The organism is Alsobacter sp. SYSU BS001988, from assembly GCF_054796215.1.
Genome location: NZ_JBTAMK010000001.1, coordinates 891,332 through 916,036, shown reverse-complemented (window position 1 = coordinate 916,036; position 24,705 = coordinate 891,332). Strand labels below are relative to the sequence as shown.

The 24,705-nt window shown below is 66.6% G+C and carries 24 protein-coding genes; 15 read left to right on the top strand and 9 right to left on the bottom strand.

All coding sequences use genetic code 11. The features are described 5' to 3' along the window. The first annotated feature begins 84 nt into the window (after positions 1 to 84). A complete protein-coding gene (locus ACYVO7_RS03910; protein WP_460448514.1) occupies positions 85 to 1,071 on the top strand; it encodes an ABC transporter substrate-binding protein in 987 nt (328 codons plus the stop codon). Positions 1,072 to 1,514: 443 nt separating this feature from the next. On the opposite strand, the gene ACYVO7_RS03905 is transcribed toward ACYVO7_RS03910, so the two are convergent. The 6 genes from ACYVO7_RS03905 to ACYVO7_RS03880 all read right to left on the bottom strand — a co-directional run bounded on the left by ACYVO7_RS03905 (position 1,515) and on the right by ACYVO7_RS03880 (position 7,478). Then, on the bottom strand, positions 1,515 to 2,486 hold the full coding sequence (locus ACYVO7_RS03905; protein ID WP_460448513.1) for a 2-hydroxyacid dehydrogenase: 972 nt from the start codon (positions 2,484 to 2,486) through the stop codon (positions 1,515 to 1,517). Between the two features lie 39 nt (positions 2,487 to 2,525). Further along, entirely contained in the window at positions 2,526 to 3,293 is a 768-nt protein-coding gene (locus ACYVO7_RS03900; RefSeq protein ID WP_460448512.1) for an SDR family oxidoreductase, read from the bottom strand. 11 nt (positions 3,294 to 3,304) lie between these two features. After that, positions 3,305 to 4,504, bottom strand: coding sequence for a mandelate racemase/muconate lactonizing enzyme family protein (locus ACYVO7_RS03895; RefSeq protein WP_460448511.1), 1,200 nt, complete (start codon positions 4,502 to 4,504; stop codon positions 3,305 to 3,307). 4 nt (positions 4,505 to 4,508) lie between these two features. Continuing rightward, positions 4,509 to 5,282: a carbohydrate ABC transporter permease gene (locus ACYVO7_RS03890; RefSeq protein WP_460448556.1), complete on the bottom strand. Its 774-nt coding sequence runs from the start codon at positions 5,280 to 5,282 to the stop codon at positions 4,509 to 4,511. 55 nt (positions 5,283 to 5,337) lie between these two features. Further along, entirely contained in the window at positions 5,338 to 6,243 is a 906-nt protein-coding gene (locus ACYVO7_RS03885) for a carbohydrate ABC transporter permease (protein WP_460448510.1), read from the bottom strand. Between the two features lie 65 nt (positions 6,244 to 6,308). After that, entirely contained in the window at positions 6,309 to 7,478 is a 1,170-nt protein-coding gene (locus tag ACYVO7_RS03880) for an ABC transporter substrate-binding protein (protein WP_460448509.1), read from the bottom strand. Positions 7,479 to 7,669: 191 nt separating this feature from the next. On the opposite strand from ACYVO7_RS03880, the gene ACYVO7_RS03875 reads away from it, so the two are divergent. After that, complete coding sequence (locus ACYVO7_RS03875) at positions 7,670 to 8,455, top strand: GntR family transcriptional regulator (RefSeq protein WP_460448508.1); 786 nt, start codon at positions 7,670 to 7,672, stop codon at positions 8,453 to 8,455. 587 nt (positions 8,456 to 9,042) lie between these two features. After that, a complete protein-coding gene (locus ACYVO7_RS03870) occupies positions 9,043 to 9,468 on the top strand; it encodes a hypothetical protein (RefSeq protein WP_460448507.1) in 426 nt (141 codons plus the stop codon). A 292-nt stretch (positions 9,469 to 9,760) separates the two neighbouring features. Here ACYVO7_RS03870 and ACYVO7_RS03865 read toward each other — a convergent pair whose 3' ends face one another. Continuing rightward, on the bottom strand, positions 9,761 to 10,039 hold the full coding sequence (locus ACYVO7_RS03865; RefSeq protein WP_460448506.1) for a hypothetical protein: 279 nt from the start codon (positions 10,037 to 10,039) through the stop codon (positions 9,761 to 9,763). Between the two features lie 73 nt (positions 10,040 to 10,112). On the opposite strand from ACYVO7_RS03865, the gene ACYVO7_RS03860 reads away from it, so the two are divergent. The 6 genes from ACYVO7_RS03860 (at position 10,113) to ACYVO7_RS03835 (ending at position 14,344) form a co-directional block, all read left to right on the top strand. Then, positions 10,113 to 10,253, top strand: a complete 141-nt coding sequence (locus ACYVO7_RS03860) for a hypothetical protein (RefSeq protein ID WP_460448505.1) — start codon at positions 10,113 to 10,115, stop codon at positions 10,251 to 10,253. A gap of 330 nt (positions 10,254 to 10,583) precedes the next feature. Further along, complete coding sequence (locus ACYVO7_RS03855) at positions 10,584 to 10,925, top strand: ArsR/SmtB family transcription factor (RefSeq protein ID WP_460448504.1); 342 nt, start codon at positions 10,584 to 10,586, stop codon at positions 10,923 to 10,925. Then, positions 10,922 to 11,827, top strand: a complete 906-nt coding sequence (locus tag ACYVO7_RS03850) for an SRPBCC family protein (RefSeq protein WP_460448503.1) — start codon at positions 10,922 to 10,924, stop codon at positions 11,825 to 11,827. The genes ACYVO7_RS03855 and ACYVO7_RS03850 overlap by 4 nt, the downstream gene beginning before the upstream one ends. 263 nt (positions 11,828 to 12,090) lie before the next feature. Next, positions 12,091 to 12,954, top strand: a complete 864-nt coding sequence (gene motA, locus ACYVO7_RS03845; RefSeq protein WP_460448502.1) for a flagellar motor stator protein MotA — start codon at positions 12,091 to 12,093, stop codon at positions 12,952 to 12,954. A 22-nt stretch (positions 12,955 to 12,976) separates the two neighbouring features. Further along, positions 12,977 to 13,843: a flagellar motor protein MotB gene (locus ACYVO7_RS03840; protein WP_460448501.1), complete on the top strand. Its 867-nt coding sequence runs from the start codon at positions 12,977 to 12,979 to the stop codon at positions 13,841 to 13,843. Positions 13,844 to 13,993: 150 nt separating this feature from the next. Continuing rightward, entirely contained in the window at positions 13,994 to 14,344 is a 351-nt protein-coding gene (locus ACYVO7_RS03835; RefSeq protein ID WP_460448500.1) for a GFA family protein, read from the top strand. 28 nt (positions 14,345 to 14,372) lie between these two features. Here the strand turns inward: ACYVO7_RS03835 and ACYVO7_RS03830 are convergent, their stop codons facing one another. After that, entirely contained in the window at positions 14,373 to 14,963 is a 591-nt protein-coding gene (locus ACYVO7_RS03830; protein WP_460448499.1) for an NADPH-dependent FMN reductase, read from the bottom strand. A gap of 157 nt (positions 14,964 to 15,120) precedes the next feature. Beyond that, positions 15,121 to 16,659, bottom strand: a complete 1,539-nt coding sequence (locus ACYVO7_RS03825; RefSeq protein ID WP_460448498.1) for a trimethylamine methyltransferase family protein — start codon at positions 16,657 to 16,659, stop codon at positions 15,121 to 15,123. Positions 16,660 to 16,940: 281 nt separating this feature from the next. Here ACYVO7_RS03825 and ACYVO7_RS03820 point away from each other — a divergent pair, with 281 nt between their 5' ends. From ACYVO7_RS03820 to ugpA, 6 genes are all read left to right on the top strand, one after another. Then, positions 16,941 to 17,903, top strand: coding sequence for an ABC transporter substrate-binding protein (locus ACYVO7_RS03820; protein ID WP_406855771.1), 963 nt, complete (start codon positions 16,941 to 16,943; stop codon positions 17,901 to 17,903). 88 nt (positions 17,904 to 17,991) lie between these two features. Beyond that, complete coding sequence (locus ACYVO7_RS03815; RefSeq protein ID WP_460448497.1) at positions 17,992 to 19,518, top strand: sugar ABC transporter ATP-binding protein; 1,527 nt, start codon at positions 17,992 to 17,994, stop codon at positions 19,516 to 19,518. Between the two features lie 39 nt (positions 19,519 to 19,557). After that, the gene (locus ACYVO7_RS03810) at positions 19,558 to 20,589 is read left to right on the top strand and encodes an ABC transporter permease (RefSeq protein WP_460448496.1); all 1,032 of its coding nucleotides are present in this window, start codon (positions 19,558 to 19,560) and stop codon (positions 20,587 to 20,589) included. A gap of 132 nt (positions 20,590 to 20,721) precedes the next feature. After that, the gene (locus tag ACYVO7_RS03805) at positions 20,722 to 22,254 is read left to right on the top strand and encodes a UxaA family hydrolase (protein WP_460448495.1); all 1,533 of its coding nucleotides are present in this window, start codon (positions 20,722 to 20,724) and stop codon (positions 22,252 to 22,254) included. A gap of 129 nt (positions 22,255 to 22,383) precedes the next feature. Beyond that, positions 22,384 to 23,694 carry a sn-glycerol-3-phosphate ABC transporter substrate-binding protein UgpB gene (ugpB, locus tag ACYVO7_RS03800; RefSeq protein ID WP_460448494.1) on the top strand — a complete coding sequence of 437 codons (1,311 nt, stop codon included), beginning with the start codon at positions 22,384 to 22,386 and terminating at the stop codon, positions 23,692 to 23,694. Between the two features lie 119 nt (positions 23,695 to 23,813). Continuing rightward, complete coding sequence (gene ugpA, locus ACYVO7_RS03795) at positions 23,814 to 24,695, top strand: sn-glycerol-3-phosphate ABC transporter permease UgpA (protein WP_460448493.1); 882 nt, start codon at positions 23,814 to 23,816, stop codon at positions 24,693 to 24,695. Positions 24,696 to 24,705: the final 10 nt, after the last annotated feature.

The following is a 24,705-nucleotide window of genomic DNA, read 5'->3' as shown; positions in this document are numbered from 1 at the left end:
GTCATGCACCAGACACGGCTGGGTTACCTTAGTGCACAAACAGCGCCTTCACGGTGCTCCTGCTTTGCTGGATGGAGAAGGCACGTGATCCGGCGAAAATTTCTATTTCTAATCGGCGCAGCATCAGTCGGAGTGCCGCTGCGCGGCATCGCAGCTCAGCCGTTGGTCAACGTGCGCCGGATCGGCGTCATCATGCAGATACCTGAGCAGGATCCAGAAGCGCAAGCTCGACTTACCGCGCTTAAACATGGGCTGGAGCAATTTGGTTGGATAGTGGGGCAGAACCTACAAATTGAGTATAAGGCGGCATCCGATCCAATTCATATTTCGGCACAAGTGGCTGCGCTACTTGCATCCCGTCCGGAAGTCGTTCTTGCGGTACCTTCTCTCAACGCTGAAGAAATAAAAAAGCAGAGCCCGAATACACCGTTGATATTCGTCAATATCGGGGATCCCGTACGGGCAGGTCTCGTCGACGCAGTTGCTCGTCCTGGGCGAAATACGACCGGATTTATGGGCGTTGATCCGGCCCTGCCCGCTAAATGGGTTCAAATCTTAAGGGAGTTGTCCCCCGCAACTAGTCATTTTCTCGCGCTTGCGAATCCGAGCCCGACCGACCACGCTATGGTGATAGCTATGCAAGAGCAAGGGCGCGCCGACGGTGTGGACGTTTCTTCCGCTTTCGTTGATAACACCCAAGATTTGAGGCGCGTGCTCGACGGGGTGCCGCCTGATCGGAATATTGCACTGTTGGTAGTTCCAGGCGGGCCGATTACCGCCAATCGTGAGTGGATCATCCAGATCGCCGCGCGCCGTCGCTGGCCTGCGTTGTATGGCTTTAGGTACTATGTAGCCGAAGGAGGTCTTGCTTCTTATGGCGCCAGCATCCTCGACCAATGGCGGCGGGCTGCTTCTTATGTAAACCGTATCCTAAACGGTGAAAATGCAGGGGATCTGCCTGTGCAATCTCCGTCCAAGTACGAGCTTATATTGAATATGAAGACCGCCACGGCGCTCGGTTTGGAGATACCAACATCGATTCTAGCCCGCGCCGACGAACTGCTTGAGTGATGTTCGCTTTTGTGTGCCATACCTCTTAACCAGCTGATTCTCGCGAGCGGCTCGCTCGGGCAGTCGCCGAATGTGCCGCAAGCCAACTCGGCCCCCCTTGGACGAGCGTCAGTTCGTTTTCCCTGATCGCGCCGGGCTGAGTTTGCACTTGGTCGGATTCATACGATCAAACAGCGCAGGTCAGACTCAATCTTCGGTGGTTGCGCGTCCCCGCAACCAACCCTCCCAAAACTCCCCGACGCCCCCCAGCGCCGGGGAGTTTTTGCGTTCCGGGACAGGGCCAACGCGATAGGCGGCCGGGGTCGCGGTCCGGTCGCCTGCAGGGCCTCCACCCGTCCTTCATGGACGGCTCGGGAACGCAACGTCGCCAGGCTTGAACTTGGCCGCTTTCAGCGGTCTGTCTCTCGTCGGCGCGGAAGCCCAAGGCGCCCACGGGACTCGGGCTAGTTCAGGACCAAGTTCACGAGGGCGTTCCCACCAGCCAATCGGCCGATGTTTTCGGCGATGGTCTGCATGCGGCGCCTGATGGTTCCCTCGGTCCAGCCCGACATGTGGGGCGTCATCACAATATTGGGCAAGGTCTCGAAGGGCAGATTGCCCGGCATGGGGCCGTCATCGCTCGCGTCGGGGTAGCGGTACCAGGTGTCGATGACGGCGCCGCCGATGGAGCCGTTGCGCAGGGCGTCGAAGAGCGCTTGCTCGGCGATGACCGGACCCCGCCCGACATTGAGGATCACCGCATCCGGCCGCATGGCGGCCAACTCTGGCGCGCCGACAAGGCCGGTGGTGGCGGGAGTGTGCGGCAGCGAGACCACGATGGCGTCGGCGCTTCCCATGAAGGCGTCGAGGTCCTCGAGACCATAACTCTCATCCACGTTCGGCCCTATCGCCACCTGCGTGCGGTTGGCGACTGTGACCCGCATGCCGAACGCCTTTGCGCGCGCGGCGATCGCCTTGCCGATGTGCCCGTAGCCGAGGAGGCCGACGGCGCTTCCGCCGAGTTCAGTCCGGAGGCCCGTGAGCCGGCCGGCCCAGTAGCGCCAATCGCCACGGCGCAACCGGGCGTCCGCGTCCGGCAAAGGCGCGTGGCGCAGCAGAAGGGCGGTCATGACGTATTCGGCGATGGCGTCCTCATGGCCGAAGGCGTTGCATAGCGCGCACCCGGGCGGGAGCGCGCTCCGGTCGATCTGGTCGACGCCGGCGGCCGGGGCCTGGTAGAGGCGCAGCCGCTCCGGGCGGGGCATCGAAGGAGTGAGACGGATCCCGACGATCACCTCGGCGGTGCGGAAGTGCTGCCGCTCGGCCTCGCTTTCGAGCGCATCCGACAGTTCGAGGATCTCGTAGCGGCCTGTGAGATGCGCCTCGATGCCAGTGCGGAAGCTCCTGGCGTTCTCGCCATGGAAGACGATCTTCATGCGCATTCTCCTTGGCGCAGCCCCGGTCGGAACCGGCGGTCAAAGGACGGAGATCATGCCGCCGTCGACATAGATGATTTGCCCGTTCACGTAGTCGGACGCCGGCGAGGCGAGGAAGACGGCGGCGCCGATCAGTTCCTCGGGCCTGCCCCAGCGGCCCGCCGGCGTGCGCTTCTTCACCCAGGCGTCGAACTCGGGATTGTCGAGCAGGGCCTGGTTCATGTCGGTGATCATGTAGCCGGGCCCGATGGCGTTGGCCTGCAGGCCGTGGGCGGCCCACTCGGCCGCCATGGCGCGGGTCAGCATCTTGACGCCGCCCTTCGCCACCGTGTAGGGCGCGACCGTCGCCCGGGCGAGTTCGCTGGTGAGCGAGCCGATATTGATGATCTTGCCGCGGCCACGCGGGATCATGCGCTTTGCGGCTTCCCGCCCGATCACGAAGGCGCTGGTGAGGTTCGTGTCGATCACCCGCCGCCAATCTTCCGTGGCGAGGTCCACCATCGGCTTGCGGAACTGGATGCCGGCGTTGTTGACCAGGATGTCGACCTGGATCCCGCGGGCGTCGAAATCCTCGAACGCCGCCGTGACGGCGGCTTCCGAGGTCACGTCGAAAGGAGCCGCGTCAGCCTGGTAGCCGGCCTCCACGAACGCCGCCGCCGTTTCGCGCGTGCGCACCGGGTCCACGCCGTTGACGATGATCGACGCTCCGGCGGCCGCGAGGCCATCCGCGATGGCGCGGCCGAGGCCGCGCGAGGAGCCGGTCACCAGGGCGGTGCGGCCGGTGAGGTCAAAGAGAGCGGGTCCCATGTCCGAGCTCCTCAAAGGCTGCTGCGGCGAACGGTGAGGTCCGTCCGGTCGAAGACGGCGGGCAGCAGCTCGACGCCCAGGCCCGGGCCTTCCATGGGATAGACGTAGCCGTCCTTGATCACCGGCATGGTGGTGACGAGTTCGTTGTACCAGCCCGTGTAGAAGGCGCGCACGCTTTCCTGGATCAGCGTGTTGGGCTGGCTGAACGAAGCGTGGATCGCCGCGATGAAGCCGACCGGGCCGATGCAGTCGTGCGGCGCGAAGGGCCGGTGATAGGTCTCCGCCATGGCGGCGATCTTGCGGCCTTCCGTGAGGCCGCCCGTCCAGCACAGGTCGGCCATCACCACGTGGGCGGCGCCCCGATCGAGATATTCCTTGTAGGCGTAGCGGGTGCCGAGCGTCTCGCTGGCGCAGACCCAGACGTTGGTGGACGCCGCGTACTCGGCCAGCGCCTGCGGCGAGTTCATCCGGATCGGGTCCTCGTACCAGGTCGGCTTATAGGGCTCGAGCGCCCGGGCGATCTGCATGGCGGCGGGCAGGTTCCACAGCGAATGGAACTCGACCATGATCTCCATGCGGTCGCCCACCGCCTTGCGGATCTTCTCGAAGGGCTCGATGGCCTTCTTCATCTGCTCGGCCGAGATGGAGAGACCCTGGTTCTCCTGCGCGGCGGGATCGAAAGGCCAGATCTTCATCGCCGAGATGCCGCTTTCGAGCAGGCTCTCGGCGACGGCGTCGGCCTGGGTCATGAAGCCCACGAGGTCCTCATAGGGCCCATCCTGGCTGTCCAGGTTCCAGTTCGAGACAGGCTTGATGTTGTTGGACCGCACATAGCGGTAGCCGGCGCAGGTGTTGTAGATGCGTTGCTTGTCGCGGCACAGGCCGCCCAGCATCTGATGCACAGGCTGACCGCAGACCTTGCCGAAGACGTCCCAGAGCGCGATGTCGACCGCCGAGGCGGCGCGGTGCTCGACCCCCGTGGACGACTGCGCCATCGGCAGGTTGAGCATCTCCCTGTGGATCGCCTCGATGTGCAGCGGGTTGCGGCCCAGCAACCGCATCGCCAGCGTGTCGTGGATGTGCGCCTCCACGGCTCCGGCGCCGTAAAAGGTTTCGCCGAGGCCGACGACGCCCGCGTCGGTGTGGACGCGGACCCACAGCACGTTGGCGAATTCATCGGTGCGCAGCGTCTCGAGAGCGGTGATCTTCATCGGACTAGCCTTTCACGCCGCCGGCGGTCATCCCGCTCACGACGTATTTCTGGACGAACAGGTAGAAGATGATGGCCGGCGCCGTGTAGATCACCGCGATGGACATGACCGTGTGGATCGGCGTCGAGAGTTCGCCGACGAAGCCCGCCAGACCGACCGAGGCGGTGCGCAGGCTCTCGCTCGACACCAGCGTCTGGGCGAAGACGTACTCGTTCCAGCCGTGGAAGAAGGCGATCACCGACGCGGCCGCCAGCGTCGGGGCGATCAGCGGCAGGACGATGCGCCACACCACGCCGGCCTGGCTGCAGCCGTCGATCCGGGCGGCCTCCTCGATCTCCTCCGGCACGCCGTCGATGGCGCCCTTCAGGATCCAGACCACGACCGGCACCGTGAAGGCGGTGTTGGCGAGGATCAGCGCCGAGAGCGTGTTGAGGATGCCGAACTGGCCGAAGAGCGCGTAGAGCGGCACCACCAGCATGGCCTCGGGCAGCATCTGGGTGGCGAACAGCGACAGCCCCATCAGGCCCTTGCCGGCGAAGCGGAACCGCGACAGCGCATAGGCCGGGAACAGCGCGATCGCCAGCGACAGCACGGTGGTGCCGGACGCCACGATCAGGGAGTTCACCAGCCAGGTCGCCACCGGCACGGTTCGGAACGCGTCGCTGTAGACGCCGGTCTCGCTCCAGGTCGGCAGCAGCCGCGGCGTGGAGGCGAACAGCTCCGACGACGGCGTCAGCGAGGTCACGAACATCCAGTAGAACGGGAAGCCCGCCAGCATCAGCAGCAGCAGGACGGCCGTCAGGCGGAGGGGAAGCGGCAAGGAGGGCATCGCGTCACCTTGCCTGCAGTTCATACCGCCGGCTGAGCCGGTGGTGGATCAGGGTGATCAGGAAGGCGATCGACAGGCCGACCATGCCGACCGAGGCGCCGGCGCCAAGGTCGCGGTACACGAAGGCGCGGCGATAGAGGTCGATCACCAGCGTGTTGGTGGAGCCGATGGGGCCGCCCTGCGTCATCAGCCAGATCAGGTCGAAGCGCCGCAGCGACCAGATGGTGATGAACAGCGCGAGGATCATGACGGTGGGCCGGATGGTCGGCCAAACGACCGCGGCGAAGATGTCCCACGCGCCCGCGCCGTCGAGCGCCGCCGACTCGCGCAGCTCCTTGGGCACGCCCTGCAGGGCGGCCAGGATCACCACGGAAGCGAACGGGAAGATCTGCCAGATCGTGGCGATCAGGATGGCGGCCAGCGCATGCTGGGGCGTATCCAGCCAGTTCTCGAAGGCCTCGAAGCCGAGCAGCCGCTGCGCGTGATTGAACACGCCATATTGGGCGTTGTAGATCCAGCTGAAGATCAGCGCGACCGCGACGGGCGGCGCCGCCCAGGGCAGGGTCACCAGCACGCGGGCCACGGCGCGGCCGGCGAACGGCGCATCCAGCAGCAGCGCGGCTCCCAGCCCAAAGCCGATCGCCAGCGCCACGCAGGCGACTGTGTAGACGGCCGTGATCCAGAGCGAATGCAGGAAGTCCGAATTGCCGAACAGCTCGCGATAATTGTCGAGGCCGATCCACTTGTGGATGGCCGGCGTCAGCAGCGAAGTCGAGGTGAAGCTCAGATAAAGCTCGTTGAGCAGCGGGATGAAGTCGAAGACCAGCAGATACAACACGACAGGCGCCATGAACGCGTAGGGCGTCCAGCGGAAGGCGAGGGGATTGTCGATCTGGGCGCCGGGGGTCATGGCGTTCTCCTGGGCTGGCCAGCGTCCGCCGGAGGGGACGGACGCTGGGGTCGAGGCGCCGGGCGTTACTTCTTCATCCGGGCGACGGCGAGGTCCTGGGCTTCGTCCATGGCCTTCTTGGGATCCATGCCGCCCTGCAGCACCTTCAGCACCTGCTCGATGATGATCTGCTGCAGTTCGGGGGTGCGGACCTCGAAGCCGCCGACCAGCTGCGGCACGGCGTTTTCCGTCTGCTCGTCATAGACCTTCAGCCAGGGCTTCTTGGCCAGGTCCTCGGCTGAGCGCGGCACCACGGTGGCGACGCTGGACGCCCCCAGGATGTCCTGCAGGTCCTTCTGGTTCTCGGGCTGCAGCGCCCATTTTACGAAGGTGAAGGCGGCGTCCTTGTTCTTGGTGTTGGCGTTGACGGTGAGCGGCGCGAGGATCAGGCCCTGCGCGCGGGTGGGGAACGGAGACGGAGCGGCCTGGAAGGCCAGGTTCGGCGCCTGCTGGTTGAAGATGCCGGCGACGCCGCCATTGTCGATCTCGATCGCGACCTTGTTCTCCCAGAACATGCGCCGGTAGGTCGCGGCGTCCGCGCCCTTCGGGATCGCGCCGCTGTCGTACATCTTCTTGTAGGCGGCGACGCCCTCGATGACCTTGGGGCTGTTCAGCGTCAGGTTCGCGCCGTCGCTCCAGCGGCCGCCGAAGCCGAACACGTAGTTGCACAGGTCCTGCCAGAAGCCGTTGCGCTCGGCCATCGTGGCCCGGTAGGCGTAGCCGTAGTTCCCGTTGCCGGTCGCCGCCTTGGCGGCGGTCAGCAGCTCGTCGAAGGTGGCCGGAACCTTCCCGTCCTTGAGCAGCGCGGGGTTGTACATCATCACGTAGTTCGAGATCTCGAACGCGACGCCGTAACGCTTGCCGTTGATCTTCAGGTAGTCGTTGGGCGCGCTGAACTTGAAATCCGAATCCTTGATGTAGTCGTCGAAGGGGAGGATGCGGCCCGCCGGCACCGCCGCGTAGAAGTCGATCGTATCGAACCGGATGAGGTCCGGTCCGCCGCCGCCGCCCATCTGGGTGAACATGGTGTTCGCGAAGGTCGCGAACGGCATGCCGAGCGTCTGCACCTCGATCTTCGACTGCGACTTGTTGAACTTGTCGACCCAGGCCCGCAGGCGGTCGCCGCGACCGGCCTCGGAGAAGGTGACGCCCGCGAAGGACAGCGTCGTCTTCTCCTGAGCCTGCAGGGACTGCATGAGGCTCGGCGCGACAGTGAGGGCTAGGGCAACGCCCGCAAGGGCAAGCCGACGAGACACCCGCAGCATGGTCAATCCTCCCAATTCAAGGGCGCGCTTTGGACGTGCACGCTCCGCTTGCCTGTGACATATTGTGAAATATCACTCCCTCGCGTGCTATGCAAGCAGGCGTGAAACTTCGGAGATGTGTGGTGTCAGGCCAGAAACACGCGATCGCAGCCGAGGCTCCCAACGTCACCGGCCAGCCCGGGCCACAAGGGTCCAGCATCGGCGCCCGGGGAGGCGAAAGCCTCTCCGAGATCGCCTATGACCGGATCGAGGAATTGATCGTTCACCGGGTTTTTGCGCCGGGCGGCAGCACGACGACCAAGGATCTGCAGGACGCCGTCAATGTCGGCCGGACGCCCGTGCATCAGGCGGTGCGCCGTCTCGCGGCCGAGACGCTGATCCAGATCCGCCCGCGCGACGGGCTGATGATCAGTCCCATCAATCTGGAGCGCGACCGGCGCCTGCTGCAGTTGCGCCGTGACATGGACCGTTTCGTGATCCGCTCAGCGTCGCGCAATGTGACCGGGAACATCCGCAGTCAGCTTCTGCATCTGGACCACCAGATGAAGGCGAGGCGCGCCGAGATGACCCTGGCGGAGTTCAATACCTACGACAGGCAACTCGACCGGGCCCTGATGAACGCAGCCGACGAGCCTTTTCTGGATCGAACGTTGCGGCCGCTCCACACCGTATTCCGGCGTATCGGCGGACTGTACCTCTCGCAGATCGTAGGGGCCGAAGGTCTGCTGGATACGATTGATCATCATCTCGATCTCCTGCATGCGGTGCTGTACGCCGACGTCGAGGAGGCGCTGCGCGCCTCCGATCGGCTGATCGATTACGCCGACAGCATGTTCGTCGGCCTCGAGGCGGCGATAGATCCCACCCTGCTGGATGTGCGATTGGCCGAGTATGGAATGCATCGATAGAGGGGACGAGCACATGGACGCCAGCAGCGGATGGCCGAGCAGCGCCGACGCCGACCGGACGCGCTGCGGTCCAGGACCGGCATGTCGGTCGGGTCCATCCTACGAAGACCGGCAGTCCGGATAACAGGTTCCTGAAGCGCTCATTGATCCTCGTGATGAAGGACGCGACAGGAGGTTCTTGCTAATCACCTTCGGGCACGAGGCCCTTGGATTGAGCTCCAAGGCCCTGAGCGCCGACAACGCCGACCACGACGCCTACCGTCAACAGAGCTGCTTCGGTTTTCATCGTTGTCCTCCCATGCCGTCAGCGCCGGAAGTCTAGCCACCCATCGGCTCGTCACCGCGGCGCTTGGATGAAGCGATTTCCGCATCAAAGACCAGCGCAACTCAGGATCGACCTTGCTCCCGGTGGGGGTGATGGTCCAGCGCCCGGCCGGTCTGAGAGGAACGGGATAGACGGATCTCAGCCAAAGGCCTCCGACATTGGCGACCAAGCGCATTAGGTCGGGTGACGTATCACCCGCGTGTTGACTCAGGTCTCTGTCGAGAGCGCACTGGCTCAGTGAGCCCTCTCACAGGAGGTCGACATGAACGCCGTAGATCGCAGATCCGCTCTGGCTGTCGGCTTCACGGCAGCGACGTTGATCCCGCTGCTCCAATCCCAACCCGCCAAGGCCGCCCCGCAGTATGGCCCGAACGACGGGAAGGAGCTTCGTCCCGGGATGCGGGTCGTGGACATCGCTGAGGTGCCGTCCGAGATTGCAGCCTACAAGCAGATTAAAGTCATCGACGTGGTATTCCAGCCCAGGGCCGGAGACCCGATGGAGATGCCCATGGACATGGACATGGTCTGCCTCATCACCGCTGGTGAGTTCGACATCACCAAGCGGGGCAAGACCTTCCACGTCAAGGAAGGCGATGTGTACACGTGTGGAAAGGGTAAAACGGACAAGGCCACCAACACGACGGACGGAATGGGCGTTCATAGGATCGCGCTTCTTGTCCCCGCCTAATCGAGGGTCTTCGATGCTCCTGGACTTCGGCCGACAGGCCCAGGAGCAACGGTCTAAGCTGGGCGAGAGACAGGCCTTCTTCTCGGCGGAAGCAGCCGAATGAACCGCGCGAGCGCGGTTGCGATGATAGAAGAGCCCACCGAAGAGAGGGCCACGTCGCCAAGGACCACCAGGGACGACAGGTCGGCGAAAGGATCTCCCGCTGTCCGACCGGTGGGAATGAGGCTGAACTCCTGCGTCCAGGACCACTGGATCCAGGTCGACCGGGTTGATCCCAGCCGTCACGACCCGTTCATCCTTTGACCGGGCGGCTTCTCATGCTGGGCGGTTCGGCGTTGCTTTCAAGGCAGGCCTTGAACGCCACGCACTGTCGATCGTCGGACGGTTCGACCAGGGCGCGACGAGGTCGCCTCGGATCCCAGGCGTAATCGACATGCTGCTCGTGCAGCACCTTTCGGACGGAGCCCGGCTCCCGCCGCACGATCGCCCCACGGTCGAACAAGCCCTGAGCGAGCTTGTTGTAGTCAAAGAGGAGATCACCCCTGTGCGCCTCAATCAGCAGGTACCGCATGGCTACCTCCCGTTGGGTGTAGAAGGGATGTTACCGGAACAGCCGGGTTCGACAAGTCAGTTCGCGAGCAGCAATGCGGACGCAGGACGCACGCAACGCCGTTGGCGTCGAGGGCGCCGTCTTTTCACGGGGCGTGGGCGATGGTGGCGATTTCCCCAGCAACATCGCCTTCGCCAAGGAGTCCTTCCTGGGTTCATCAATCGAGCCGGCATGATGAGATGCAGCCGATCGCGAGATCTACCGTTCCAAGATCGCTTTCAGCCGAAACACAGGTCGGCAGTCGTGCCAGGTCGTTACTGAACTAGGTCCTAGCCGACGCAGGCCAGACTCAACTCTCGGTGGTTTCGCGTCGCCGCAACCAACCCTCCCAAAGCTCCCCGACGCTCCCCAGCGCCAGCGCCAGGGAGTTCGGCGTTCCGGGACAGGGTTACGCGATAGGCGGCCAGGGTCTCCGCCTCGGGCCAGGGTCCGGCTCGGTCCTGACAGTAAGCCGCTTCGCTCAGTTTCGCCTTGCGCTCCGGATCGCGTCGCGATAGTAAGCCATATGGCTCAGCATGATCCTGATCTCACGGTTCTGTTCCATGCCCTCGCCGACCCGACCCGCCGGTCGATCCTGACCCGCCTCGCCCAAGGCCCCGCGCCGGTGACGGAGCTCGCCGGGCCGACGGGGTTCCGCCTGCCCACGGTGATGCGGCATTTGTCGGTGCTGCAGGAGGCGGGGCTGGTCGTCACGTCCAAGGATGGGCGCGTCCGAACCTGCGCCATCAACCCCGAAGCGCTGGAGCCCGCCCGGACATGGCTCGACCGCCAGCGGGAGATCTGGGAGTCCCGCCTCGACCGGCTGGACGCCTTCGTCATGACCGTCATGAAGGACCCATCGCAATGACCCAGCAAGGCTTGAAACCTGCCACCGGCCCGGGCCGCTTCGCCCTGTTGACGTTCGAACGCGAGGTCGCCGCGCCCGCATCGACGCTGTGGCAAGCCTGGACGGCTCCGGCCGCGCGGGCCGTGTGGGCCGCCCCCTCGCCCTCCGTGACGGTGGAGTTCCTGGAAGCCGACACGAGGGTCGGCGGCCGCGAGGTCTCCCTCTGCAAAAGGGAGGGCCGGCCGGACATCCGATGCGAGTGCGGCTGGCTGGACCTGCAGCCGACGACGCGCAGCGTGAACTACGAGGTGGTCTCGGCGGCCGGCGTCGCGCAGTCCGCGGCGCTGGTCACGGCGGACATCTCCGACGCGGGCGACCGCAGCCGGCTCGTCGTGACGGTGCAGCTGTCCTCGCTGGCGACCGACATGGCGGCCGGCTACCAGGAGGGATTCGACGCCGGCCTGAACGCCCTCGCCGGCGCAGCCGAGCGGACCATGGTGCTGCAGCGCGTGATCGCCGCGCCGCGCAGCGTGGTCTGGGGCGCGTGGATGAATCCCGAGACGCTGCCCCTTTGGTGGGGACCGGACGGGTTCACCTGCCGCACCACGAGGATCGACCTCCGGGCGGGCGGCGAATGGGTGTTCGACATGATCGGGCCGGACGGAACGGTCTTCCCGAACCACCATCGCTACCACGAGGTCCGGCCCCAGGAACGGATCGGCTACGCGCTGCTGTGGGGCGAGAACGGGCCGAAGCACGCCGATGCGTGGGCCTGTTTCGAGGACCGGGACGGCTCGACGGCCGTCACGCTGGGCATGGTCTTCAGCACGGCCGCGGAGTTCCAGACCGCGAAGGGCTTCGGCGCCGTCGAACTCGGGATGCAGACCCTGGGCAAGCTGGAGCGCTTCGTCGCATCCCGGTGAAAGCCGCGCCACGGCGAAGCGGCGCAGCGTCGCTGACCCGGACGCGGACTTCGCTTAAACGCCGATGACCGGGATCGGCGGAGGCTCATTGCACGGTGATGCGCTCCCCTGGGCCGGCCCTGCCGCCCCAAGCCTTTAAGCCGTGGCCGGAGGATGAGGCTTACACACCTGCGAAGCCTTGGCTCTAAACCTGCCCTTAACTTCAATCAGTCCATTCCTTGACGAGTTGTGGTTTCACGGGGCGCCCGCAAGGGTGGCAATCCATGCGGCTGATCGTCGGCACAATCATCGTCTTCGTCTGCGTCTTCGGCAGCTACGCGGTCATGGGTGGCCACCTCGAGGTCCTGTGGCAGCCGTTCGAGTTCGTCATCATCCTCGGAGCGGCGATCGGCGCCTTCGTCATCGGCAACCCCGGGCCGGTGCTCAAGTCGGTGCCCGCCATGCTCGGCAGGCTCGTGAAGGGCCCCAAGTACAAGCAGGATTGCTATGTCGAACTTCTGGCGATGCAGTTTTCCCTGTACAAGCTTGCGAAGCAGAAGGGCATGACCGCGATCGAGCCGCACATTGAAAACCCAGGCGAGTCGACCCTGTTCAACGCCTTCCCGACCTTTGCAGCGAACCATCACGCGGTCGATTTTGTCTGCGATTACATGCGCATGCTGACGATGGGCGCGGACAACGTCCACGAGTTGGACGCTCTCATGGAAGAGGAACTGGAGACGCACCACCAGGAGCACGAGCGCATGGTTTCGGCCATGCAGTCGCTCGCCGACGGAACGCCGGCGCTCGGCATCGTCGCCGCCGTGCTCGGCGTGATCAAGACGATGGGGGCGATCTCCGAGCCGCCGGAGGTGCTGGGGCACCTGATCGGCGGCGCGCTCGTCGGCACCTTCTTCGGCGTCTTCGTCTCGTACGGCTTCTTCGCGCCCATGGCGGCTTCGCTCAAGAGCACCTTCGAAGCGGAATCCAAGTACTACCTCTCGCTCAAGGCGGGACTCCTCGCCCATATCAGCGGTCAGCCGCCGGTGATGTCGGCCGAATTCGCCCGCAAGGCCCTGTTTAGCGAAGTCCGCCCGACCTTCAGCGAAGTGGAAGCGGCGACCGCCGCTCTGCCCGCCACCGTCTAACCCCGTCGCCAGCAGGTTCTCGATGGCCAACTCCACCCAGCCGATCATCATCAAGAAGGTCAAGAAGGCCGCTCACGGGCACCATGGCGGGGCCTGGAAGATCGCCTACGCAGACTTTGTGACCGCCATGATGGCGTTCTTTCTGCTGATGTGGCTGATCAGCATGACGACGAAGGAGCAGAAGACCGGCCTGGCGAATTACTTCTCGCCGCCGAATGTGAGTCCGACCACCAGCGGCTCTGGCGGCATCCTGATGGGCACCTCCATCGACAAGGCCGGCGCCAAGGCGTCGGATCCTCGCGACACGCCGTGGAGTTCGGGCCGCGCCAGCGACCACGAGGTCAGCCGCCAGACCGCCGGCGACCGCGAGGTCAGCCGCGCGGCCGACAGCGGGCAGGCGAACCAAAGCGCCGCGGCCTCCATCCGGGCGGCGCTCCAGAAAATGCCCGATTTCGGCGAGCTGTCGCGCAACATCGTGATCGAGCCGACCAAGGAGGGGTTGAACATTTCCCTCACGGACCAGGACGGCCGCTCCATGTTCCCCGAGGGCTCGGTCCACCCCTACGAGCGCACGCGTCTCGTGCTGGAGGCGCTCGCGCCCACCCTGCGCCGGCTGCAGAACCGCCTGTCCGTCACCGGCCACACGGCCGCCGCGCGCCCGGGCTCGGTCCGGGCCGTCGACTCCTGGAGCCTCACCGCGGGGCGGGCGATCGCCGTGCGCGAGATCCTGTCGGGCGCCGGCTTCCCCAACGACCGCTTCACCTCCGTGGCGGGTCGCGCCGACACCGAGCCGGTCTTCCCCGACAATCCCTACCTTGCGTCGAACCGACGGGTGACGATCACGCTGATCAACGAGGCGCCGCCGCTGCCCCCGATCGGCTTTCACTGACGACAGGGCGCCTCGGCCGCCTCGGCCCTTCGTGTTCGCGCATCCCCGGCGCCGCGTGTGGCGGTCAACGCCAGCAGCGCCGCCGGGCCAACTCGACGAACGGGCCGAACCTTGCGATCCTGGGACGAGACGGACCGGGAGATCGAGATCATGCCGTTTTCGGGAAGCTGTCATTGCGGAGCGCTGGCCTACGACGTCGACGAGGCCCTTCCGACGCAGGCCTTGGACTGCAACTGCTCGATCTGCCGGAGGAAGGGGACCCTGCACCACTTCACCACGCCCGAGCGCTTCGCCTTCCGCGGCCAGGAGGAGGCGATCTCCGTCTATACGTTCCGCACGCACAACATCCAGCACCAGTTCTGCCGCGTCTGCGGCTGCGCGCCCTTCGCGAAGGGCGTCGGCCCGGACGGCAAGAGAATGGTGGAGATCAACCTGCGCTGCGTGGACGGCCTGGACCTCAAGAGCCTGACCATCGTCCCCTATGACGGGGCCTCGGCCTAGCGGGCCGCCGCGTGGCCGTCGGCCGGTCTCAGTAGGGCGGGGGCGTCGTCCGGCGCTGGGTGCGAGCGGCTTCCATCCACCAGGAGAGGTCCGCGGAAAAGCGCGGAAAGGCGCGCGCCAGCGCCGCCCCGCCCTCGCCGACCGGATGGCCCTCGGCGTCCAGCGCCTTGCCGATCGATCCCACCGACAGGGCGCTGCTGATCACCACCATCCCCATCTCGGACAGGATGCTGTGCCAGGCGACAGCCGCCCGCACTCCGGCCGCCCGGCCGGCCGAGTAGCTCGCGATCGCCGCAGGCCGCCAGAACCATTCCTCCAGGAAGTGGTCGGTGAGGTTCTTCAGGCCCGGCTGGACGCCCCAATTATACTCGCCCGTGACGAAGACGAAGCCGTCCGCGGAGCGGATCTTCCCCGCCAGCGTCTCGAGCGCGGGCGGCGCCTCGCCGGCGGGGTACTCCTTGTACATGCGGTCGAGCATCGGCAGGCCGATCTCCCTGGCGTCGATCAGCTCGGCGTCGGCCCCGCCTTCGCGAAGCGACCGCACGATGTAGTCGGCCAGACGGACGCCTTGCCGGTCGGAGCGATAGGAGCCGTAGAAGACGAGGACCTGGTGGCTCATCGTGTCTCCTGGGTGACGACGGCGCCGGACGGGTTCGGACCGGGACTGCGGGGACGAGGTTCGACGACCTCCGCCGCTTGTGTCCAGAAATAATCTCGTGAGCGCCAGGGCGCCACCGTGGGGGTCCGGCGGGTCCCCGCTGGCGGGCGGGCTCCGCCTAGGGCTCGCCGCTTCCGATCTCCGCGCGGCGGGTCTCCACGAAGGCGTCGAGTTCCTCGCGGATGGCCGGGTCCATCGGCGGCTCCTCGTAGTCCGCCAGGACGCGCTGCCAGATCCGCGTCGCCCGCTGGGTCGCGTCGAGGCCGCCGGCGAGCTGCCAGCTCTCGTAGTTCTGCCAGTTGGAGACGATCGGCTGGTAGAACGCCCGTTCGTAGCGCGCCAGCGTGTGGGGCGACCCGAAGAAGTGCCCGCCCGTGGCCACGCCCGCGATGGCGTCGAAACCGAGCTCCTCCTCGTCGACGACGATCGGCTTCAGGAACTCGATCATGTGCTGGAGCATCTCGACGTCCAGCACCAGCTTTTCATAGGAGCTGGTCAGGCCGCCCTCCAGCCATCCCGCCGCGTGGTAGACGAGATTGCAGTGGCCGAGCACGGCGCCCCAGAGCGACATCTCCGTCTCATAGGCGGACTGGGCGTCGGCCACGTTGGAGGCGTTCGAGTTCGAGGCCCGGTAGGGCAGGCCGTAGCGCCGCGCCAGCTGGCCGCTGGCGACGTTCGCCTTGGTCTGCTCGGGCGTGCCGAAGGCCGGCGCCCCCGAACGCATGTCGACGTTCGAGGTGAATGCGCCGTACATCACCGGCGCTCCCGGGCGGATCAGCTGCGCCAGCACGACGCCGAACAGCGCTTCGGCGTTCTGCTGGGCGAGCGCGGCGGCCAGCGTCACCGGCGCCATCGCGCCCATCAGGGTGAACGGGGTGACGACGACGCATTGCCCGTGCTCGGCCATGGCCATCAGGCCTTCCGTCATGGCGTCGTCGAAGCGCCGGGGGCTGTTCACCGAGATGATGGTGAGCAGGCCCGGGCTCTGCGCCATCTGGTCCAGCGTGAGGCCGCGGGCGATGGCCGTCATCCGGATCGCGTCGGTGGCCCGCCCCGCCCCGATGGCGGAGCAGTGGAAGACGAGGTCCGTGCAGGTGAGGTTGGCCCGGTAGGTGTCCAGATGGCGGGAGTTGGCCGGCATCTCGACGGGCGCGCAGACCTGGTTGCCGAGCAGATGGATGCAGTTGAAGCTCTGCGCCAGGCGGATGAGGTCGCAATAGTCCTGGAAATTGCCGGTCCGCCGGCCGCGCACGCAGTCATGCACGTTGGGGGGACCGGCCACCAGGCCGAAATTCAGGTGGGCGCCGCCCAGGATGACGCGCTTGGCGGGATTGCGCGGGGTGAGCCGGAACAGCGACGGCGCGGTGGACAGCGCCTGCTCGACGAGGCCCCGGTCCAGCCGCACCGTCATCGAGGCGTGATCGACCTGGGCGCCGGCCGCGGCGAGGATCGAGAGCGCCCGGGGGGACATCACCTCGACGCCGAGCTCCTCCAGGATCCGCAGCGAGGCCAGGTGGATGGCCTCCAGTTGGTCCGCCGAGAGCAGGTCCATGGGCGGGTAGGGGTTGATCACGTCCTGCAGCGCCAGCTGCGGCAGCTTCGTGGGCGCCGCGTTGCGCGCCCGCCCGCCCTCGCGTCGCCGCCGCTCCGAACTCATCCGCCGCTCCATGCCGATGGCGCGCCGCGTCGCGCGCCGCCCGCATCTTGTCAGAGGCGTCCGCCCCGCGGGTGAGGCAAGCGACAGCCCCAAGCGGGAAACCGACATGGCGCGTCGGGAACCCGCAAGGGGCGCGCGCGGGGAGCGCGGAACCGGGGTGTCGTAACGCTCATAACGTGCATTGCATTGGGTGAAACGTTCGTTCTAGCATCCGCACTCCGGGCGTTGGGTCCGGACCACAGCGAGGCGGCCAAACCGCCCCGAGACGAGAGGAAGCACCCATGAGGACATCCTGGCTTTTCGCCGGGCTCGTCGCCGTATCCACGGCGCTCGGGCAGCCCGCCTTGGCGCAGCAGCCGACCATCCCGATCATCGTCAAGGACACGACCTCCTTCTACTGGCAGATCGTGCTCGCCGGCGCCCGCAAGGCCGGCGTGGACCTGGGCGTGAAGGTTCCGGAGCTGGGCGCCCAGTCCGAGGCCGACATCAACGGCCAGATCGCCATCCTGGAGAACGCCGTTTCGACGAAGCCGGCCGCCATCGTGATCTCGCCCACCCAGCGCGCCGCGCTCGGCAAGCCGATCGACGAGGCCGCCAAGTCGGTGAAGATCGTCGGCATCGATTCCGCCGCCGACTCCAAGGCGTTCACGTCCTTCCTGACCACCGACAACGTCCAGGGCGGCCGCATCGCCGCGGACGGCCTCGCCGAGGCGATCACCAAGAAATACGGCAAGGCCGAGGGCGACGTGGCCCTGATCACGCATCTGCCGGGCGTCGGTTCGCTCGACGAGCGCGCCAAGGGCTTCAAGGAGCAGCTCGCCGCCAAGTACCCGGGCATCAAGCTCGTGGCCGACAAGGTGTCGGACGGCACCGCCAATGGCGGGCTGAACATCACCACCGACCTGCTCACCGCCTTCCCGAACCTGCGCGGAATCTTCGCCTCCAACCTGATCCAGGCCCAGGGCGCGATCCAGGCCATCGCCGAGTCCAAGGCGCAGGACAAGGTGAAGCTGGTCGGCTTCGACTCGGACGACAAGCTCGTGAAGGCGCTGAAGGACGGCGTCATGGCGGCCACCGTCGTGCAGGACCCGTTCCGCATGGGCTATGACGGCGTCAAGACCGCGCTGGCCGCCTCCAAGGGCGAGAAGGTGCAAGCTTTCGTCGACACCGGCGCGAACCTGATCACGGGCGAGAACATGAACGGCGCCCGGGCCCAGGAGCTCCTGAACCCGAAGGTCAAGTAAGCCGCGCTTCCCAAGCGACGATCGCCGCCCGGGCCGCCTCGCCGCCCGGGCGGCGGACGCGTCTTTCCCCTCAGCCGGAACAGCGCTCGTGTCCGCCATCGCCGACCCATCGCCCGCCCGGGACGCGCCTTTCGCCGGCCCCATTCTCGAATTGCGGGGGCTCGAGAAGCGCTACACCGGCACGCATGCGCTGAAGCCCGCCGACCTCGCCTTCGAGGCGGGCGAGATCCACGCCATCGTGGGCGAGAACGGCGCCGGCAAATCCACCCTGATCAAGCTGCTCACCGGCGTGACGCCGCGCACCGCGGGCGAGATCGTCTGGAAGGGCGTTCCCACCGATCTTTCCACCCCCAACGAGGCGATCGCGCTCGGCATCAACGCCGTGCACCAGGAGGTGGTGCTCTGCCCGCACCTGACGGTGGCGGCCAACATCTTCCTGGGCGACGAGCGCACCGCGTCCGGCGGCCTGCTGCGGGACCGCGCCATGGTGCGCGAGGCGCAGGCGATCCTGGACGATCTCGGCTTCGCGCTGCCGGCGGGCGCGCTCCTGTCCACCCTCACCATCGGCCAGCAGCAGCTCATCGCCACCGCGCGCGCCGCCACCCGCGGCACGCGCTTCCTGATCTTCGACGAGCCCACCGCCTATCTGACGCGCCAGGAGGCCGCCCAGCTCTTCGCGCTGATCCGGCGCCTGAAAGGGCAGGGCGTCACCATCGTCTATATCAGCCACCGCATGGAGGAGATCTTCGAGCTCGCCGACCGCGTCTCGGTGCTGCGCGACGGCATGCTGGTCGGCACCCGGAAAGTCTCGGAGACCAGCGACGCCGAGCTGATCGGCATGATGATCAACCGCTCCATCGAGCAGGTCTACCACAAGGAGACCTTCGCGCTCGGCGCGCCGATCCTGGAGACCCGCAACCTCAGCGGGCGCGGCTTCCAGGACGTGTCGCTCACCGTGCGAGAGGGCGAGATCGTCGGCCTCTACGGCCTGATCGGCGCTGGGCGCAGCGAGTTCGTGATGGGCGTCTATGGCCGCGAGCCGGTGACGGGCGGCGAGGTGCTGTGGCGGGACCGTCCGGTCGCGATCCGCAGCGAGCGCGACGCCATCGCGCTCGGCATGGCGCTGGCGCCCGAAAGCCGGCGCGATCAGGGGCTCTGCCTCAATCTCGGCGTCGGCCACAATCTCAACCTGCCGGTCTTCGACCGCCTCACCCGGGGATTGACGATCTCGGGCCGCGAGGAGCGCCGCGCCGCCGACCGCCAGATCGCCGACCTGCGCATCAAGACGGCGAGCCGCAACGCGCTGGCGCTGAGCCTCTCGGGCGGCAACCAGCAGAAGATCGTGATCGGCAAGTGGCTCAACCACGGGGCCAAGCTTTTCATCTTCGACGAGCCGACCGTGGGCGTCGACGTCGGCACCAAGGCGGAGATCTACCGGCTCTTCGGCGCGCTCCTGGCGAAAGGCGCCGGCATCCTGCTGATCTCGTCCTACCTGCCGGAGGTCTACGAGCTGGCCGACCGCCTCCACGTGTTCCGCGCCGGCCGGCGGATCGCCAGCCACGGCTTCAAGGCCGTGAGCCACGAACAGATCCTCACCGAGGCCATCGGCGTCTGATCCCAACCGTCCAGAGAACCGCCACCAGGAACCCGCATCATGAGCGACACCGTGAGCACGCTGGGCGCGCCGAAGACCAAGTTCGAGTTCTCGCGCCTGCTCGGCCTCACGCTGGTGGGCGTGCTCCTGGCCATGTTCCTGTTCCTGTCCTGGAAGACCTCGACCTTCGCCACGCCCGGCAACATGTCGAACCTCGCCCGCCAGGGCGCGATCTTCGCCATCCTGGCGCTGGGCCAGACCTTCGTGATCATCACGGCCGGCATCGACCTGTCGGTGGGCGCGGTGGCGAGCTTCATCACCGTGGTGGTCGCCATGCTGATCCAGAGCGTCGCGCCCGACATCGCGGCCTCGCTGGCGGGGGTGGGCCTGCCCGAGGCCGCCGCCAACGTCCTGGCGCTGTGGACCGTGATCCTGGCCTCGCTTCTGCTCGGCATGGCGATCGGGGCGTTTCACGCCTTCGGTGTGGTGAAGATGGGCCTGCCGCCCTTCATCATCACGCTCGCGACCTTCACGGCGCTGCGCGGCGTCGGCCTGCTGATGACCAACGGCTCCACCATCAATGTCACCAACGACGTCTTCACCGGCTTCTCGCGCGGGGAGTTCCTGGGCGTGCCGAACCTGTTCATGGTCGTCGTGGTGGTGGCGGTCCCGGCCTTCGTCTACCTGCACTTGAGCAAATGGGGCCGCTATCTCTACGCGGTCGGGTCCAACGCCGAGGCGGCGCGCCTGTCGGGCGTCAACGTCAACGCCGTCACGGCGACCGCCTATATCCTGTCCTCGCTCTGCGCCGCCATCGTGGGCGTCATGCTGGCGTCGCGCACCGGCACCGGCAACGCCACCCAGGCGATCGGCTTCGAGCTCGAGGCCATCGCGGCCTCGGTGATCGGCGGCACCAGCCTCTTCGGCGCCGTCGGCTCCGTCTGGGGGCCGCTTCTCGGGGCCTTCATCCTGGCGACCATCCGCAACGGCGCGAATCTGATGAACGTGAACTCCTTCTGGCAGTTCATCATCACGGGCGTGCTGATCATCGTCATCGTCTACGCGGACGGCCTGCGCCGCCGTAGGCGCTGAGGCCCGGTCGGGATAGGATGCCGACGCGGGTCTTTCGCCCGCCGAGAATTCGCGTAAAGAGTGCGCCGCCCCGGGGCTTGCGCCTCACATGATCGGCGGCCCGCAAGAGCGCCGCAACAGGAAGGGAAGGCCATGAACGCTCCGGTCCTCAACGCGCCGCGCACCGTGCGGCTCCATGCGGCGGACAATGTCGTGGTCGCCGTCGACCCGGTGGATGTCGGCGCCGTCGCCGAAGGCGTCACCGCCCGCGCCCGCGTGCCGCGCGGCCACAAGATGGCCACCGCGGCGATCCCGGACGGCTCGCCCATCGTCAAGTTCGGCCAGATCATCGGCTTCGCGTCCAAGGACATCGCGCCGGGCGACTGGGTGCACGAGCACAATGTCGGCATGCACGACTTCGAGCGCGACTATCGGTTCGCCGAGGACGCGCGCGTCGAGGAGGTGCTGCCTGTCGAGCTGCAGGCCACCTTCCAGGGCTTCCGGCGCGCCAACGGCAAGGTCGGCACGCGCAACTATATCGGCATCCTCACCTCGGTGAACTGCTCGGCCTCGGTGGCGCGCTTCATGGCGCTCGAGATCGAGCGCTCCGGCATCCTGGAGCAATACCCCAACATCGACGGCGTCATCCCGCTCGTGCATGGCGGCGGCTGCGCGCTCGACATCAAGGGCGAAGGCTACGACATCCTCAAGCGCACCCAGTGGGGCTACGCCACCAACCCCAACATGGCGGGCGTCGTCATGGTCGGCCTCGGCTGCGAGGGCTTCCAGATCGGCCGCTGGAAGGACGCCTACGGGATCAAGGAGTCCGACACCTTCCGGACCATGACCATCCAGGAGATCGGCGGCACCAAGAAGACCGTCCAGGCCGGCGTCGAGGCCATCAAGACCATGCTGCCCATCGCGGACGCGGCCCGGCGCGAGACCGTGCCGGCCTCCGAGCTGCTGCTCGCCCTCCAGTGCGGCGGCTCGGATGGTTATTCCGGCATCACCGCCAACCCGGCGCTGGGCGCGGCCGTCGACATCCTGGTGAAACACGGCGGCGCCGCCATCCTGTCGGAGACGCCCGAGATCTACGGGGCCGAGCACCTGCTCACCCGCCGCGCCGCGACGCGCGAGATCGGCGAGAAGCTCGTCGGCATGATCCACTGGTGGGAGGACTACACCTCCCGCAACAAGATGGAGATGAACAACAACCCGTCTCCGGGCAACAAGCTCGGCGGGCTCACCACCATCCTGGAGAAGTCGCTCGGCGCGGCCGCCAAGGGCGGCACCAGGACGCTGGCGGGCGTCTACCACTACGCCGAGCAGGTCGACGCCAAGGGCTTCGTCTACATGGACACGCCCGGCTACGACCCCGTGGCGGCGACCGGCCAGGTGGCGGGCGGCGCCAACGTGCTGTGCTTCACGACGGGCCGCGGCTCGGCCTATGGGTGCAAGCCGACGCCCTCCATCAAGCTCGCCACCAACAGCGAGATCTACCGCCGCATGCTCGACGACATGGACATCAACTGCGGCGACATCCTGGACGGCGTGTCCATCGAGGAGAAGGGCCAGGAGATCTTCGACACGGTCCTGCGCATCGCCTCGGGCGAGCGCTCCAAATCGGAGCTGCTCGGCTATGGCGACGCCGAATTCGTGCCGTGGACCGTCGGCGCCACGATGTGACACGACCGCCAGTTGCGAAAAGCGCCGTCATCTGATTGTCATAGCGCTGTCGCCCGAGCGTCGCGCCGGGCTGCCAGACAACGAAAACAAGAGCTCCGCCTCAGGCGCGGAGTCGACAGGGAGAGTGGAATGAAGATCCTTACGACCGTGGCGGCGTCCCTCGTCGCCATGATGACGGCGAGCTCGGCCTTCGCCCAGACCGAGATCCAGTGGTGGCACGCGATGACGGGCGCCAACAATGACGTGGTCAACAAGCTCGCGGCCGACTTCAACGCCTCGCAGAGCGACTACAAGGTCATGGCCACCTACAAGGGCAGCTACCCCGACACGCTGAACGCCGGCATCGCGGCGTTCCGGGCCGGCAACGCCCCCCACATCATGCAGGTCTTCGAGGTCGGCACCGCCACCATGATGTCCGCCAAGGGCGCCGTGAAGCCGGTCGGCCAGATGATGCAGGAAGCGGGCGAGAAGTTCGATCCCAAGTCCTACCTGCCGGCCATCACGGGCTACTACTCGACCGCCAAGGGCGAGATGCTGTCCTTCCCATTCAACTCCTCCTCCATGGTGATGTGGGTCAACCGGGACGCCCTGAAGAAGGCCAACATCGCCGAGATCCCGAAGACCTGGCCGGAGGTGTTCGAGGCCGGCAAGAAGCTCAAGGCGGCAGGCTGGGACAAGTGCGGCTTCACGGCCGCGTGGTCGCCCTGGGCGCTCGTGGAGCAGTTCTCGGCCTGGCACAACGTGCCGATGGGCACCAAGGCCAACGGCCTCGACGGCTTCGACACCGAGATGAAGTTCAACAGCCCGCTGCATGTGCGCCTGCTGACCGATCTCGTCGCGCTGCAGAAGGACAAGACCTACGACTATTCGGGCCGCACCAACGAGAACGAGGGCCGGTTCACCTCGGGCGAATGCCCGATCATGCTGACCTCCTCGGGCTTCTACGGCAACGTCAAGGCCAACGCGAAGTTCGACTTCGCGGCCGCGCCGATGCCCTATTACCCGGACGTGGCCGGCGCGCCGCAGAACTCCATCATCGGCGGCGCCTCGCTGTGGGTCATGGGCGGCAAGACGGCGGCCGAGTACAAGGGCGTGTCGAAGTTCTTCACCTTCCTGTCCGACACGGACCGCCAGGCGAAGCTGCACATCGAGTCCGGCTACCTGCCGATCACCAAGGCGGCCTACGAGAAGGTCAAGGCGTCGGGCTTCTACAACCAGTTCCCGGACCGCGAGACGCCCCTCAAGGAGCTGACCAACAAGGAGCCGACCGAGAACTCGCGCGGGCTTCGCTTCGGCAACATGGTGCAGATCCGCGACATGGTGTCGGAAGAGCTCGAAAACGCGCTGGCGGGCAAGAAGTCGCCGCAGCAGGCGCTGGACGACGCGGTCAGCCGCTCCAACGCGACGCTGCGCCAGTTCGAGCGCACCGCGGGCCGCTGAGGTCCGGTCGCCGGCGGCGCCGTCTTCCCCTCTCCCCGGCGACGGGGAGAGGGCCAGGGTGAGGGCGGCGCTGCTTGCGCGCGCTTCGCCGACAACCTGCCCCCTCACGCACGGCCTCCATGGAAAAGCGCTCCGTCTTCACCAACAAGCTGCTGCCCTACGCGCTGCTGGCGCCGCAGCTCGCCGTCACCCTCGTGTTTTTCTATTGGCCGGCCTCGCAGGCGGTGTGGACCTCCTTCATGCTGGAGGACGCGTTCGGCACCTCGACCGAGTTCGTCGGGCTCGAGAACTACGTCCATCTCTTCCGGCAGCCCGACTACTACGCCGCGATGGGGACCACGCTGATCTTCTCCTCGGCCGTGACGGTGCTGTCGATGGGCCTGGCGTTGCTGCTGGCCGTGATGGCGGACAAGCAGATCCGCGGCGGCACGATCTACCGCACGCTGCTGATCTGGCCCTACGCGGTGGCGCCGGCGGTGGCGGGCGTGCTGTGGCTGTTCATGTTCCAGCCCTCGCTCGGCATGCTGGGCCGCGGCCTCCAGTCCATGGGCGTGCCGTGGAACCCGCTGCTGAACGGCGACCACGCCATGATCCTGGTCGTGCTGGCGGCGACCTGGAAGCAGATCTCCTACAATTTCCTGTTCTTCCTGGCCGGCCTGCAGTCGATCCCCAAGAGCCTGATCGAGGCGGCGGCCATCGACGGCGCCCGCCCGACGCGGCGGTTCTGGACCATCGTGTTCCCGCTGCTGTCGCCGACCACCTTCTTCCTGCTGGTCGTCAACGTCGTCTATGTCTTCTTCGACACCTTCGGGATCATCGACGCCATCACGCGCGGCGGGCCGGCCAAGGCCACGGAGACGCTCGTCTACAAGGTCTACCAGGACGGCCGGCTGGGCGGCGACCTCGGCGGCTCGGCGGCGCAGTCGGTGGTGCTGATGGTCATCGTCATCGCCCTGACGGCGATCCAGTTCCGCTATGTCGAGCGCAAGGTGACCTACTGATGCGCGCCGC